Source organism: Pseudomonas halotolerans (assembly GCF_039581215.1).
Lineage (GTDB): Bacteria > Pseudomonadota > Gammaproteobacteria > Pseudomonadales > Pseudomonadaceae > Aquipseudomonas > Aquipseudomonas tehranensis.
On sequence record NZ_JBCNTJ010000007.1, the window covers coordinates 36,377 to 50,289 of the forward strand.

The 13,913-nt window shown below is 60.6% G+C and carries 10 protein-coding genes; 7 read left to right on the plus strand and 3 right to left on the minus strand.

Translation table 11 applies throughout. The annotated features are described in order from the left end of the window. Positions 1 to 87: 87 nt before the first annotated feature. From alr to AAIS01_RS11585, 4 genes are all read left to right on the plus strand, one after another. Positions 88 to 1,161, plus strand: coding sequence for an alanine racemase (alr, locus tag AAIS01_RS11570; protein ID WP_343469070.1), 1,074 nt, complete (start codon positions 88 to 90; stop codon positions 1,159 to 1,161). Between the two features lie 128 nt (positions 1,162 to 1,289). Further along, a complete protein-coding gene (locus AAIS01_RS11575) occupies positions 1,290 to 1,838 on the plus strand; it encodes a cupin domain-containing protein (protein WP_135847759.1) in 549 nt (182 codons plus the stop codon). 182 nt (positions 1,839 to 2,020) lie between these two features. After that, the gene (locus AAIS01_RS11580) at positions 2,021 to 2,431 is read left to right on the plus strand and encodes a c-type cytochrome (RefSeq protein ID WP_343469071.1); all 411 of its coding nucleotides are present in this window, start codon (positions 2,021 to 2,023) and stop codon (positions 2,429 to 2,431) included. Positions 2,432 to 2,566: 135 nt separating this feature from the next. Continuing rightward, on the plus strand, positions 2,567 to 4,492 hold the full coding sequence (locus AAIS01_RS11585; RefSeq protein WP_343469072.1) for an acetyl-CoA hydrolase/transferase C-terminal domain-containing protein: 1,926 nt from the start codon (positions 2,567 to 2,569) through the stop codon (positions 4,490 to 4,492). 34 nt (positions 4,493 to 4,526) lie between these two features. Here AAIS01_RS11585 and AAIS01_RS11590 read toward each other — a convergent pair whose 3' ends face one another. Together AAIS01_RS11590 and rep are read right to left on the minus strand one after the other, a co-directional pair. Then, entirely contained in the window at positions 4,527 to 5,099 is a 573-nt protein-coding gene (locus AAIS01_RS11590) for a xanthine phosphoribosyltransferase (RefSeq protein ID WP_186655254.1), read from the minus strand. A gap of 69 nt (positions 5,100 to 5,168) precedes the next feature. Continuing rightward, a complete protein-coding gene (gene rep, locus AAIS01_RS11595; RefSeq protein WP_047226146.1) occupies positions 5,169 to 7,178 on the minus strand; it encodes a DNA helicase Rep in 2,010 nt (669 codons plus the stop codon). 275 nt (positions 7,179 to 7,453) lie between these two features. Between rep and AAIS01_RS11600 the strand changes: the two genes are divergently transcribed. Beyond that, positions 7,454 to 9,124, plus strand: coding sequence for a putative bifunctional diguanylate cyclase/phosphodiesterase (locus AAIS01_RS11600; RefSeq protein ID WP_343469073.1), 1,671 nt, complete (start codon positions 7,454 to 7,456; stop codon positions 9,122 to 9,124). A 108-nt stretch (positions 9,125 to 9,232) separates the two neighbouring features. On the opposite strand, the gene AAIS01_RS11605 is transcribed toward AAIS01_RS11600, so the two are convergent. Continuing rightward, complete coding sequence (locus tag AAIS01_RS11605; RefSeq protein WP_343469245.1) at positions 9,233 to 10,627, minus strand: NorM family multidrug efflux MATE transporter; 1,395 nt, start codon at positions 10,625 to 10,627, stop codon at positions 9,233 to 9,235. A 158-nt stretch (positions 10,628 to 10,785) separates the two neighbouring features. On the opposite strand from AAIS01_RS11605, the gene AAIS01_RS11610 reads away from it, so the two are divergent. Further along, complete coding sequence (locus AAIS01_RS11610; RefSeq protein WP_343469074.1) at positions 10,786 to 11,706, plus strand: LysR substrate-binding domain-containing protein; 921 nt, start codon at positions 10,786 to 10,788, stop codon at positions 11,704 to 11,706. A gap of 188 nt (positions 11,707 to 11,894) precedes the next feature. After that, positions 11,895 to 13,871 carry a methyl-accepting chemotaxis protein gene (locus tag AAIS01_RS11615; protein WP_343469075.1) on the plus strand — a complete coding sequence of 659 codons (1,977 nt, stop codon included), beginning with the start codon at positions 11,895 to 11,897 and terminating at the stop codon, positions 13,869 to 13,871. Positions 13,872 to 13,913: the final 42 nt, after the last annotated feature.

A 13,913-nucleotide genomic window follows, 5' to 3' on the forward strand; every position in this document is an offset into this window, starting at 1 on the left:
AAACGATCCCTCTTGCGGTGCTGTTGGTGGTTCGTGCCGTCAGCCAGCGCCGTTTTTTTTACCTCGTCCGCCTAGAAGCCTGCCGCCATGCGTCCTGCCCGTGCCCTGATCGACCTTCAAGCCTTGCGTCACAACTACCAATTGGCCCGCGAAGTGACGGGAGCCAAAGCCCTTGCGGTGATCAAGGCCGATGCCTATGGGCACGGCGCGGTGCGCTGCGCCGAGGCTTTGCAGGACACGGCCGACGGTTTCGCCGTGGCCTGCATTGAAGAAGCGCTGGAACTGCGGGCCGGCGGGATTCAAGGGCCGGTTTTGTTGCTGGAAGGTTTCTTCGAGGCCGATGAACTGTCGCTGATCGTCGAACACGATTTCTGGTGTGTAGTGCATTCGTTGTGGCAGCTCGAAGCGATTGAAAACGCGACCCTGAACAAGCCGATTACGGTCTGGCTCAAGCTCGACTCGGGGATGCATCGGGTGGGGCTGCATCCGGCGGATTATCAGGCGGCCTATCGTCGACTGCTGGCCAGCGGCAAGGTGGCGAAGATTGTGTTGATGAGCCATTTCGCCCGTGCCGATGAGCTGCACGATCCCAGCAGCACCGAGCAACTGGCCGTGTTTGAGGCGGCCCGCCAGGGGTTGGCGGCGCAGATCAGTTTGCGCAACTCCCCAGCCGTGCTGGGCTGGCCGCAAATGCCCAGCGACTGGGTGCGGCCAGGCATCATGCTGTACGGTGCGACACCCTTTGAGGAAGCCAACGCCGTTGCCGCGCGGCTGCAGCCGGTCATGACACTGGAGTCGAAGATCATCAGCGTGCGTGAATTGCCCGTCGGGGAGCCGGTGGGCTATGGCGCCCGTTTTGTCACCGCGCAACCGACGCGGGTCGGCGTGGTTGCCATGGGCTACGCCGACGGTTACCCGCGCCAGGCGCCGAACGGTACGGCAGTGCTGGTGGATGGACAGCCAAGCCAACTGATCGGGCGGGTGTCGATGGACATGCTGTGCGTGGATTTGACTGATATCCCCCAGGCCGGGCTCGGTTCGACCGTGGAGCTGTGGGGCAAGACTATCCTGGCCAGCGATGTCGCGAAGGCGGCCGGCACGATCCCTTATCAGATTTTCTGCAACCTGCGCCGGGTGCCACGGCTCTATTGCGGGGGCTGACGCAAAGCGCAACCTACCGAAAGTCGCTTCACCGCACGGGATTGAGGTCAAAGTGTTGTAAATACTGAACGCTGTCGCCATGATAACGCTCACTTTCCACACAACCTGATTCCCTGGAGGCTCCAGCATTGGACGTCGGTGAACGACTGCAATCCATTCGTAAACTCAAAGGCCTTTCCCAGCGTGAACTCGCCAAGCGCGCGGGCGTCACCAACAGCACCATTTCGATGATCGAGAAAAACAGCGTCAGCCCCTCGATCAGCTCGCTGCGTAAGGTCCTTGGCGGGATTCCCATGTCCATGGTCGAGTTTTTCTCCGAAGAGATCCTTCAGGAGAAACCGACTCAGATCGTCTACAAAGCCAATGAACTGATCGACATTTCCGACGGCGCCGTCACCATGAAGCTGGTGGGCAGGGCGCACCCGAGCCGGGCGATTGCCTTTTTGAACGAAATCTACCCGCCTGGCGCCGACACCGGTGACGAGATGCTTACCCATGAGGGTGAGGAGACCGGGATTCTGGTGGAGGGGCGGCTGGAATTGGTGGTCGGCGTCGAAACCTTCGTGCTTGAAGCGGGCGATAGCTATTATTTCGAGAGCACCAAGCCACACCGTTTCCGTAATCCGTTCGATGTGCCGGCGCGACTGATCAGCGCAGCCACACCGGCCAACTTCTAGAAAAGAGGCGCCAGACCCGGACGACAAAGGCGCCCGAAGGATGAGCTGTCATGACAAACAAGACCCTTGCGACTTTGGGGTTGTTTCAGTGTGACGGCCTTCCCGCTATACTTGCGCCCGCCTGCAAACCGTGGCCGCAGGCGTGACTAGCCACCATTGAGGGTGTACGCGTGAACCTAATTATGAAAATGCTGGCTGCACCAGCAACCGTATTGGCCCTATGGGCGGTCAGCGCCCAAGCGGCGACCAACGACGAAATCGCCAAGCGCCTGGAACCGGTCGGCCAGGTCTGCGTTCAGGGGCAGGAATGCAAAGGCATGGAAGTCGTGGCTTCGGCTGGCGGCGGCGGTGCCAAGACGCCGAAAGACGTTATTGCAAAACACTGTAATGCTTGCCACGGTACCGGCCTGCTGAATGCTCCGAAGATCGGCGACGCGGCAGCCTGGGGTGAACGAGCCAAGAAAGAAGGTGGCCTTGATGGGCTCCTCGCTAAAGCGATCTCCGGTATCAATGCCATGCCGCCTAAGGGCACTTGCGCCGATTGCTCGGATGATGAGCTCAAGGGTGCCATCAAAGAGATGTCGGGTCTGTAAACACCAGCATCTTCGACAAAAAAGCCGCTTGCGAGCGGTTTTTTTGTGCCCGGTGGTTTTACAAAGCTGTTCATCGCAACCAAGACCCGGCAAGCTCGGTCCAACCCACATTCATGGAATGTCCAGGAGGGTCGGATGGTGCAGTTGTGTTCAATCGAACAGGCGGTGGATGACGTACTCGCGCGCCTGCCAGCGCACATTCATCTGGGGATGCCCCTGGGGTTGGGCAAACCCAATCTGTTCGCCAATGCGCTGTACCGGCGTATCGCGCAACTGCCCGAGCGCCAACTGACCATCTACACGGCCCTGAGCCTGGGCCGACCCAATCTGGGCGAAGGGTTGCAGAAGCGCTTTCTCGAACCTTTTATCGAGCGGGTTTTTGGTGATTATCCGGAACTGGATTACCTGGCCGATCTGCACCGCGACAGCCTGCCGGCCAACATCCGCGTCCAGCAATTCTTCCTGCAACCGGGCAGTCTGTTGCACAGTGCGTCGGCCCAGCAGGATTACGTCAGCAGCAACTACAGTCATGCCGCGCGGGACATCAATGCCGCCGGCTTGAACCTGATTGCGCAATTGGTGGCCAGTGATCCGCAGCATCCTGACCGTCTGAGCCTGAGTTGCAACCCCGACATCACCCTCGACCTGTTGCCGATGATCGCCAAGCGGCGTGCGGCGGGGGAGACCATCCTCATGGTGGGCCAGGTTCACAGCGATCTGCCCTATATGCCCGGCGACGCGGAAGTCGGCATGGACACGTTCGACCTGTTAATCGATGAAAAGGACAGCCACACGCTGTTTTCCACGCCGAACATGCCGGTGGGGTTTCAGGACCATATGATCGGCTTGCACGCCAGTGCCCTGGTGCGTGACGGCGGTACGTTGCAGATCGGCATCGGCTCCATGGGCGATGCGTTGACGGCGGCGCTGCTGGCGCGTCAAGCCGACAATGATGCTTACCAGGCGTTGCTGGCGGAGTTGAATCTCAGCCAGTGGGCGCAGTTGATCGAACGCGAGGGCGGGGTCGAGCCCTTTGCCAAAGGGTTGTACGGTTGCAGCGAAATGTTCGTCAACGGTTTGCTGGTGTTGGCGGAGGCCGGAATTATCCGGCGCAGGGTCTATCCCGACGAGACGACCCAGGAACGGGCCAACGCCGGCACCCTCGACGAGGCGGCGCAACCCGATGGCATCTGCATCCATGGCGGATTCTTCCTCGGCCCTCGCAGTTTTTACGAACGCTTACGCGAGGTGCCCCAGAGTCGGCGCCTCGAATTCAACATGACCCGCATCAGTTACATCAACGAGCTGTACGGCCAGGAACGACTCAAGCGCCTGCAGCGACTCGACGCACGCTTCATCAACACGGTTTTCACCATGACCTTGCTGGGCGCCGGGGTGGCGGATCAACTGGAAGACGGTCGCGTACTCAGCGGCGTGGGCGGGCAGTACAACTTCGTTGCCCAGGGCCATGCGCTGGAGGGCGGCCGTTCCATTCTGCTTCTGCGCAGTTGGCGCGAGGCGGGGGGCGAGATCAGTTCGAACATCGTCTGGGAATACGGCCATTGCACCATTCCCCGGCACCTGCGAGACATCGTGGTGACTGAATACGGTATCGCTGACCTGCGGGGCAAGACTGATGCTGCGGTGATCGAGGCGCTGCTGAACATCAGCGACTCACGCTTCCAGCCGGAGCTGATCGAGCAGGCGCAAAATGCCGGCAAGTTGCCGAAGGATTTCCGCCTTGATCCGCGGTTCACCGACAACACCTCGGAACGCTTGCAGGCCATCCAGGCGCGGCATCCGAATTTGTTCCCGGAGTATCCACTGGGCTGCGATTTCGACGGGGTGGAGCGAGACCTGTTGCGTGCGCTGAACTGGCTCAAGAGCAAGTTCAAACTCACCGAGATGTTGGAGCTGGGCAAGGCGGCACTGGATGCGCCGCCGCCGTCGGAGTTTCCCGGGCATTTGGAGCGGATGCAGTTGGCGAGCCCCGAAGGGCTGAAAGAAGAGCTGGGCCAGCGCTTGTTGCTCGCGGGTCTCAAGATCACCGCTATCCAATGACCGCCGCAGATCCCTTGTGGGAGATCGGTGCTGATCAATCGATAAAGGTCACGACGCCACCGGCCAGCGATTGCACCCGGGCCAGGGACTCAACCCGATACCCCTGGGCATCCAGCTCCGCACGACCGCCCTGAAACGATTTCTCGATCACGATCCCCAGGCCAGCCACGGTGGCGCCGGCCTGCTTGATGATGGAGATCAGCGCCTGGGAGGCCTTGCCGTTGGCCAGGAAGTCATCAATGATCAGTACCCGGTCGCTGCTGGTCAGGTGGCGCGGGCTGATGGCCACGGTGCTTTCGGTCTGTTTGGTGAACGAATACACGGTCGCTGACAACAGGTTCTCCGTCAGGGTCAGGGAGTGTTGTTTGCGGGCAAAAATCACCGGAACGCCCAGGTTCAGGCCGGTCATGATCGCCGGGGCAATGCCCGAAGCTTCGATGGTGACGATCTTGGTGATGCCCGAATCCTTGAACAGCGCGGCAAATTCGTCGCCGATCAGTTTCATCAATTGCGGGTCGATCTGGTGGTTCAGAAAAGCATCGACTTTCAGAACCTGATCGGAAAGTACGATGCCGTGTTCACGAATTTTCTGCTGCAGGGCTTCCATCAAGCCTCCTTTAATGACGCCTTCGGCGCCCCTGGAAATGGGTAAAAGTTCGCTGAAAAGTAGTCGATTCTAGCGCTTGAGCATCGCTCGTATATCGGCCAGGGCGCTATTGCCGCGAACGGCCTTGACCTCGGTCGGTGTGTCGTCATTGCCTTCCCAGGCCAGATCGTCCGGCGGCAGCTCATCGAGGAAGCGGCTCGGGGCGCAGTCGATCACCTCGCCGTATTGCTTGCGCTTGGCGGCGAAGGTAAAGGCCAGCGTCTGACGTGCGCGGGTAATACCGACGTAGGCCAGGCGCCGCTCTTCTTCGATGGTGTCGGCTTCGATGCTGGAGCGGTGGGGCAGGATCTCTTCTTCCATGCCCATGATGAACACGTAGGGGAATTCCAGCCCCTTGGAGGCGTGAAGAGTCATCATCTGCACGCCTTCGGCGCCGTCCTCTTCTTCCTGCTGGCGTTCAAGCATGTCCCGCAGCACGAGCTTGCCGATGGCGTCCTCGACAGTCATGTCACCGTCTTCGTCCTTTTCCAGGGTGTTTTTCAACGCCTCGATCAAGAACCAGACGTTGCCCATGCGATAGTCCGCGGCCTTGTCACTGGAGCTGTTGGTGCGCAGCCAGTTCTCGTAGTCGATGTCCATGACCATGCTGCGCAACGCCGAGATCGGGTCTTCGCCAGCGCATTGTTCGCGCACCTTGTCCATGAAGCGTTTGAAGCGCGCCAGACGGTCGGTGAAGCGGCTGTCCAGATGCTCGCCCAGGCCGATTTCGTCGGTGGCGGCGTACATCGAGATTTTGCGCTCGGTGGCGTAGTTGCCGAGTTTTTCCAGGGTGGTCGAGCCGATTTCCCGGCGCGGGACGTTGATCACCCGCAGGAAGGCGTTGTCGTCGTCCGGGTTCACGATCAAGCGGAAATAGGCCATCAGGTCCTTCACTTCCTGACGGCCGAAAAAGCTGTTGCCCCCCGACAGGCGATACGGGATTTGGTGATGCTGCAACTTCAGCTCGATCAGCTTGGCCTGGTAGTTGCCGCGATACAGGATCGCGAAGTCGCTGTACGGCCGGTCGGTGCGCAGGTGCAGGCTGAGGATTTCCATGGCCACGCGCTCGGCTTCGGCGTCTTCGTTGCGGCAGCGGATCACGCGGATCTCGTCGCCGTGGCCCATCTCGCTCCACAGTTGCTTTTCGAACTCGTGGGGGTTGTTGGAGATCAACACGTTGGCGCAGCGCAGGATGCGGCTGGTGGAGCGGTAGTTCTGCTCCAGCATCACCACTTTGAGCGACGGGTAGTCTTCCTTGAGCAACATCAGGTTTTCCGGCCGCGCGCCGCGCCAGGCGTAGATCGACTGGTCGTCGTCGCCCACCACGGTGAACTGGTTGCGGATGCCGATCAGCAGCTTCACCAGCAGATACTGGCTGGCGTTGGTGTCCTGGTATTCATCCACCAGCAGGTAGCGGACCTTGTTCTGCCACTTTTCAAGGATGTCGGCGTGGTCCTGAAACAGCTTGACCGGTAGCAGGATCAGGTCGTCGAAGTCCACCGCGTTGAACGCCTTGAGCGTGCGCTGGTAATGAGCGTACACGATGGCGGCGGTCTGTTCCTTGGGATTACGGGCGTTTTCCAGGGCCTGGGGCGGCAGGATCAGGTCGTTTTTCCAGGCGCCGATCATGTTCTTGATCTCGTCCACGCCGTCGTCGCCCGAATATTCCTTTTGCATGATGTCGGTCATCAGCGCCTTGACATCGGTCTCGTCGAAAATCGAGAAACCCGGCTTGTAGCCCAGCCGTGCATGTTCCTTGCGGATGATGTTCAGGCCCAGGTTATGGAAAGTGCAAACCGTCAGACCACGGCCTTCGCCGGCGCGCAGCAGGCCGCCGACGCGCTCTTTCATTTCCCGGGCGGCCTTGTTGGTGAAGGTCATGGCGACGATATACTGGGCGCGAATACCGCAATTCTGGATCAGGTGCGCGATCTTGCGGGTGATCACACTGGTCTTGCCGGAGCCTGCACCGGCGAGCACCAAAAGAGGGCCGCCGACATAGTTCACGGCTTCTTGCTGCCGGGGATTGAGTCGGGACATGACAGGGTCAGGGAGTCGTTTGCGAAATGGGCCGGCATTTTAACAGGCTCAGAGAATTGTGCTGCTCTGTCCGACTTGTGACGTAACACAGTATTGTCATTTGCCGCTTTTGCTACTTTCACGCAGGATGTGGGGCGAATTTGCCTCTAACGTTCGACTTCGAGTGTAAAAAAGCCGTCTAAAGCAAGTGTTTGAGAACCATTGGCATTGGTCATTAGCGGTCAGCAGGTCATAATGCCCGGCGCCTATTACCTTGCAGAGTCTAGGGAGTCAGCTTGTCAACGTCTGTCGAACCCTTGCGTTTGCTGCTATTGGCCGAAGAGCCGGTATGGTCAGCGATTTTGCGCGAGTGCCTGACCCCCATGGGGCCGTCGGTCGTGTTGATCAGTGCCCCGAGCTGGGAGTCGGTCAGCAGCCTGTTCGAAGACACCCACAACGCGGTACTGCTGACTGTTGCGGCGCTGCAACCGGCACCCGGTCGTTGTCGTTTGCCGACTGTCCTGTTGCTTGAGCACGAACCTGCGAACCCGCCTGATGGCGTCAGCGATTGGCTGGTGCGTGATGTGCTTGATGCGGCCACTCTGCGCCGTTGCCTGCGCCATGTGCGCGAGCGTGGGGTGCTGGAAAACACGCTGCAGCGTCTCGCCGAACAGGATCCGTTGACCGGCATCGCCAATCGCCAGGGCTTCCAAACCCTGCTGGCGGCGCGCCTGGCTGAAAACGAAGGTCGTGGCCTGGCGCTCGGTCATCTGGATCTGGATAACTTCCGTCACGCCAACGATGCCCTCGGCCACCAGGCCGGTGACCGCTTGATCCTGCAAGTCGTGTCGAGGCTCAAAGGTTCGCTTGAGGCCGGTGATCAACTGGCACGCCTGGGCAGCGACGAATTCGCCCTGCTGATCGACACCCGCCGGGCGCCTCAGCGGGCTGAATGGATGGCCGAGCGCATCACCGAAGCCATGGCCGAACCCTATTGGGTCGATGGTGAAAGCCTGCTGATCGGTTGCAGCCTGGGGATCGCCCACGCGCGCGCCCAGGCCGGTGCGGACCCGCTGATGTGGCACGCTCATATCGCCATGCAGCAGGCCAAGAGCACACAGGGTTGCACCTTTCATATCTTCAACGAACGCATCAATCGCAATGCCCGCAGCCTCGCTGACCTGGAGAGCGAATTGCGCCGGGCGCTGCGTCGCGACGAGCTGGAGCTGCATTACCAGCCGCGATTGGACCTCGTGGGCGGCAATATTGTCGGCCTCGAAGCCCTGGTGCGCTGGCGCCACGGCGAACGCGGGCTTCTGCCACCCAGTGAGTTCGTCCCGCTGGCCGAACAGAGCGGGCTGATCGTGCCGTTGGGCTACTGGGTGATTTCCCGGGCGTTGCGGGACATGCAATCGCTGCGCGAGCGGGGGTTGGCGCCGTTGCACATGGCGGTCAACCTGTCGTTCCGGCAGTTTCAGGACAGCCAGTTGCTGCCGACCCTGAGCCGCTTGATCGCCGAGCGGGGCGTCGAGGCTCAATGGTTGGAATTCGAACTCACCGAAACCGCCGTCATGCGCCGCAGCGAATTGGTCAAACAGACCATGGATGCCCTGGGTCGTCTGGGGGTGCGCTTTTCCCTGGATGACTTCGGCACCGGCTTCTCCTCGTTCGTGCACCTCAACAGCTTGCCCATCGCCTTGCTCAAGATCGACAAGAGCTTCGTGGGTGGCATGGAGCAGCGCGAGGAAAATCGCAAATTGGTCCATGCGATGATCAACCTGGCCCACAACCTCAACCTGGAAGTAGTGGCCGAAGGTGTAGAAACCCAGGAACAACTGGACTTGCTACGCGGCTTTGGTTGCGACCAGGTGCAGGGTTTCCTGATCAGCAAGCCGTTGCCGTTTCCGGAGTTGGTTGAGTACTTGACGTTCGAGGGTGATCAGCAGTCGATGCTGGAAATCAGCTGACACAAAACCCTGTGGGAGCGGGCTTGCTCGCGAAGACGGTGGATCAGTCGATATATTTCTGGCTGATACACCGCCTTCGCGAGCAAGCCCGCTCCCACATAGGGAACCTCAGTCGGCTTGGATGCTTTCGAAACGCCTCAGCCCAGGCTCACTGCGGATCATCCGCTTCATCTTCCACTCAAACGCCGCCGTCAGGCTCACCGCCGCGCAGGCCAGACCCAGGGCCAAGCCCCACCAGACGCCGGTCGGTCCCCAGTTCAGGTGGAAGGCCATCCACCAGGCCGCCGGTGCGCCAATCAGCCAATAACAACCCAGGCCCACCAGGAAGGTGGTCTTGGCGTCCTTGAGCCCACGGATACAGCCCATGGCAATGGTTTGCGCGCCGTCGAACAGCTCGAACCACGCCGCTACCGCCAACAGGCTCACTGCGAGCTCGATCACCCCACGAAACGCCGGGTCGTCGTGGTCCAGGAACAAGCCGACCAAGGGGTTTGGCAGCAGCCAGAACACCATGGCGAACGCCAGCATGACCGCTGCGCCGAAGCCGATGCCCACCCGACCGGCCAGCCGTGCCATCAGCAGTTGCCCGGCGCCATAGTGCTGGCCGATGCGCATGGTGATTGCATACGACATTCCCGCCGGAACCATGAACGCCACCGAGACGATCTGCAGGGCGATCTGGTGCGCTGCCAAGGGGGTGCTGCCCATGGTGCCGATGCACAGCGCGGCGAACGCGAACAGCCCGACTTCCACCGCGTAAGTGCCGCCAATGGGTAGGCCCAGGCGCCACAGTTCCTTGAGGTAGTGACGGTTGGGGCGCGACAGACCCTTGAGCAACGGATAAGCGCGGTAGGCGTGATGCCGGTGAATATGCCAGGCCAGCGCCAGGGCCATGCAGTTGGCAACGATGGCTGTGACCAGGCCGATGCCCATCAGCCCCAGTTTTGGCAAGCCGAACATGCCGGTGATCAGTGCGTAATTGAGCAGGAAGTTGGCCACCGTGCCGCCAAGGCTGATCACCATCACTGGCGTAGCCCGGCCGATGGCGCTGGTGAAGCCGCGCAGGGCCATGAAGCTCAGATAGCCGGGCAGGGCGAATGGCAGGGCCAGCAAGAACTGGCCGGCGGCCAGGACGTTGGTTTCAGTCTGGCCGAACAGCAACAGAACCGGCTTGAGGTTCCACAGCAGGAGCCCGGCCACCAACGCCATCAACCAGGCCAGCCACAACCCGGCCTGAGTCAGTCGGGTGGCGCCTTCGACATCACCGGCGCCCTGCCGAATCGCCACCAACGTGCCCACTGCGGCGATCACACCGATGCAAAAAATCGAGACGAATGAATAGCTCGCCGCGCCGAGTCCACCGCCGGCCAGGGCTTCGGGGCTCAGGCGCGCCATCATCAGGGTATCGGTCAGGACCATCAGCATGTGCGCCAACTGCGAGGCAATCAACGGCCCCGCCAGCCGCAGGATAGCCCAGAGTTCGATTCGCACCGGATGCTGCATGATCATCACACTCCATGTTCAAACAAGGCTGTAAAACGGTGATTCTCGGCGCTCTCAGCGGTTTGCACAAAAGGATAAAAGCGATCACTGGCATGATTAAAACTCATGCTGAAAACTTTCTGATAGGGTGCGTAACTATCGCCATAGGAGCTTTCCCGATGTCTCGTCGTCTCCCTCCTCTTTATGCGTTGCGGGCATTCGAAGCGGCGGCGCGATACAGCTCGTTCACCCGGGCGGCCGAAGAGCTGTCGATTACTCAAAGTGCCGTCAGCCGGCATATTCGTACACTCGAAGAGCACTTCGCCTGTCGGCTGTTCCAGCGCAGTGGCCGCAACTTGCAGTTGACCGAGGCGGCGCGGTTGCTGCTGCCGGGCGTGCGTGAGGGTTTCATGGCGCTGGAACGGGCCTGTCATACCTTGCATGGCGAAGATGGCATCCTGCGCATGAAGGCGCCGTCCACACTGACCATGCGTTGGCTGTTGGCGCGCCTGAGCCGCTTTCGGCATCTCCAGCCCGGTAACGAAGTGCAACTGACCAGCGCCTGGATGGACGTCGACTCGGTGGACTTCAACACCGAACCTTTCGACTGCGCGGTATTACTGGGTAACGGACATTTTCCTACTGACTGGGAGGCAAGCCTGCTGTTTCCCGAGGAACTGATACCGGTAGGCGCGCCGAACCTGTTGAACGATCAGCCTTGGGATGTGGCGCGGTTGGCCAGCGCAGAATTGCTCCATCCCACACCGGACCGTCGGGACTGGCGCAACTGGCTTTTGCGCATGGGCTTGTCCGATCAAGTCTCGCTCAAGGGCGGGCAGGTGTTCGATACGCTGGAACTGGGCATGATCGCGGCGGCGCGTGGTTACGGCGTGTCCATGGGTGATCTATTGATGGTGGCCGAGGACGTGGCCCAAGGGCGCTTGAGCCTGCCCTGGCCTACTGCCGTGGCCAGCGGCGAGCACTATTACCTCGTCTGGCCAAAAACCCGGCCAGGAGGTGAACGTTTGCGCCGTCTGAGCGATTTTCTCCAGAACGAAGTGAAGGCCATGCAATTACCTGACGTAAAGCGTCTTGGCTGAATCGTTGAAGCGCCCGTACTGGCCACCGGGCATTATTCCTTCCAAACCGCTCAAGTATTCGGTTTCGCCGCCGAATGTGTGGAAGTAGTACTTTCGTATTGGAAAGGGACTGCCTACATATCACCCGAATAAAATTGCCGAGTGTGCGACGTGATCAGGATGATCCGGTCACTTGGCCAGGAGCCGTCATGTCTCAACCTCGTGCCCGAATCGCCTCACAGCTGGGCCTTGCCCTCGCCGTGATACTGGCGATCGTGATCTCCGGCAGCACCGTCTTTGCCTTGCGCTCGCTGGACTCCGCCAACCTCGCGACCCGTGAAGAGCACCTGGCCAGCGAAGCGCGCCTCATGGCCGACCAGCTCAATACCTTCCATGGCACCCTGCGTGAAAGCACGCAGCGACTGAGCGGGCTGTTCGATAAACGTTTCAGCGTGGGCCTGAGCGTGCACCCGGATGAGCCGGTCGCGGTGGCAGGTGTGCAAGCTCCAACCCTGAGATTGGGCAGTGAAGTGTTGAACAACAACTTCAAGGAAGTTGATGAGTTCAAGCAGACAACCGCCGGGGTGGCGACGGTGTTCGTGCGCAGCGGCGACGATTTCATCCGCGTGAGCACTTCGTTGACCAAGCAGGACGGTACGCGGGCGATCGGCACTGTGCTCGACCGTGCTGGCCCGGCTTATGCCCCGGTAATGAGTGGGCAGAGCTATATTGGTCGGGCCTTGCTCTTCGGGCGCTTCTACATGTCGCAGTACACACCCGTACGCGATAGCAGCGGCAAGATCATTGCCGTGCTGTATGTGGGATTCGATTACACCGACGCGCAGAACGCCCAGTTCGAGAACCTCAAGCGCTTCCGTATCGGCCAGACCGGTTCGCTGGCCGTGCTGGATGAGCAAAACAAATGGCTGGTTCCGCCAGCGGGTGTGCAAGCGCTGGAGCAGGCGACCGCGACCATCAAGGAACTGGTCAAGAAGCCGGGCAAAGGTGCGTTCTGGAGCGATACCGCCGAAGACTTCTACAGCGTCGCCGTGCCGTTCGAGGACGGCCCATGGGCGGTGGTGGCGAGCATGCCGAAAGCCGAGATTCGCGCCGTGACCTGGAGTGTCGGTACGCAACTGGCTATCGGCAGTTTGCTGGCCATGTTGCTGGCCGTTGGCTCGGCCGTGTGGCTGCTGCGCAGCAAACTGGCTCCACTGGGCGATCTGGTGCGTCAGGCCGAGGCGCTGGGCGCCGGCGACCTGAGCGTGCGTCTGAACGTGTCGAGCCACGACGAAATCGGTCAGTTGGCCCGTGCTTTCAACCAGATGAGCCAGGCCCTGTCGACCATGGTCGAGCATATCCGCAAGGCCTCTCAAGAGGTCAATAGCCGAGCCCAGGCCCTGTCCGGATTATCCAGCGGGGCGTATGAGGGGATGGAGCAGCAGTCCGGCGAAATCACCAGCATGGCCGGTGCAGTGGAAGAATTCAGCGCTACCTCGTTGAACATCGCCGATAACATGGGCAACACCGAGCGCCTGGCCCAGGATAACGCCCAGCAAACTCGCATTGGCCGCACGTCGATGGATGAAGCGTCCTCGTCGCTGGAGCAAATTGCTGGCGCGCTGAACAGCACGGCCACGGTCATCAACACCTTGGGCCAGCGGTCCCAGGAAATCGGTGGCATTGTCGGGGTGATCACCTCGATCGCTGAACAAACCAACCTGCTGGCGCTCAACGCGGCCATCGAGGCCGCCCGTGCGGGCGAGCAGGGGCGGGGTTTTGCCGTGGTGGCTGACGAAGTCCGTAGCCTGGCCTCCCGTACCCGTCAGGCTACTGACGAAATTTCCGGCATGATCAACAGCATCCAGCAGGAAACCGGTAACGCCATCAGCACCATGGAAAAAGGCAACTTGCTGATGCAAGAAGGCTTGTCGCGCAATGCCAACGTGGCCTCGGCCCTGGCGCGCATCGACGAGCAAAGCCGTTCGGCCGGCCAGCAATTCGCGGCGATCACCACCGCCACTCAAGAGCAAAGCAGCACCGCCACCCTGCTCAGCAGCAACCTGCAAAGCATCGCCATGGCCAACAGCGAACAGCGCGAAGTGGTCTCGAACCTGGCGATCACCGCCAAGGAACTGGAAAAGCTGGCGCAGGACCTGCGCAAAGAGGTTGACCGGTTCCGCTGATACTCCTTCTGCCGATCCCGTCGCGAGCAAACTCACCCCAGA

Coding starts and splice junctions, on each gene's coding strand:
- AAIS01_RS11590 (WP_186655254.1), bottom strand. CDS start 5,099: ATGGAAGCCCTGCAGCAGAAAATTCGTGAACACGGCATCGTACTTTCC.
- alr (WP_343469070.1), top strand. CDS start 88: ATGCGTCCTGCCCGTGCCCTGATCGACCTTCAAGCCTTGCGTCACAAC.
- AAIS01_RS11610 (WP_343469074.1), top strand. CDS start 10,786: ATGTCTCGTCGTCTCCCTCCTCTTTATGCGTTGCGGGCATTCGAAGCG.
- AAIS01_RS11585 (WP_343469072.1), top strand. CDS start 2,567: ATGGTGCAGTTGTGTTCAATCGAACAGGCGGTGGATGACGTACTCGCG.
- AAIS01_RS11605 (WP_343469245.1), bottom strand. CDS start 10,627: ATGCAGCATCCGGTGCGAATCGAACTCTGGGCTATCCTGCGGCTGGCG.
- AAIS01_RS11580 (WP_343469071.1), top strand. CDS start 2,021: ATGAAAATGCTGGCTGCACCAGCAACCGTATTGGCCCTATGGGCGGTC.
- rep (WP_047226146.1), bottom strand. CDS start 7,178: ATGTCCCGACTCAATCCCCGGCAGCAAGAAGCCGTGAACTATGTCGGC.
- AAIS01_RS11615 (WP_343469075.1), top strand. CDS start 11,895: ATGTCTCAACCTCGTGCCCGAATCGCCTCACAGCTGGGCCTTGCCCTC.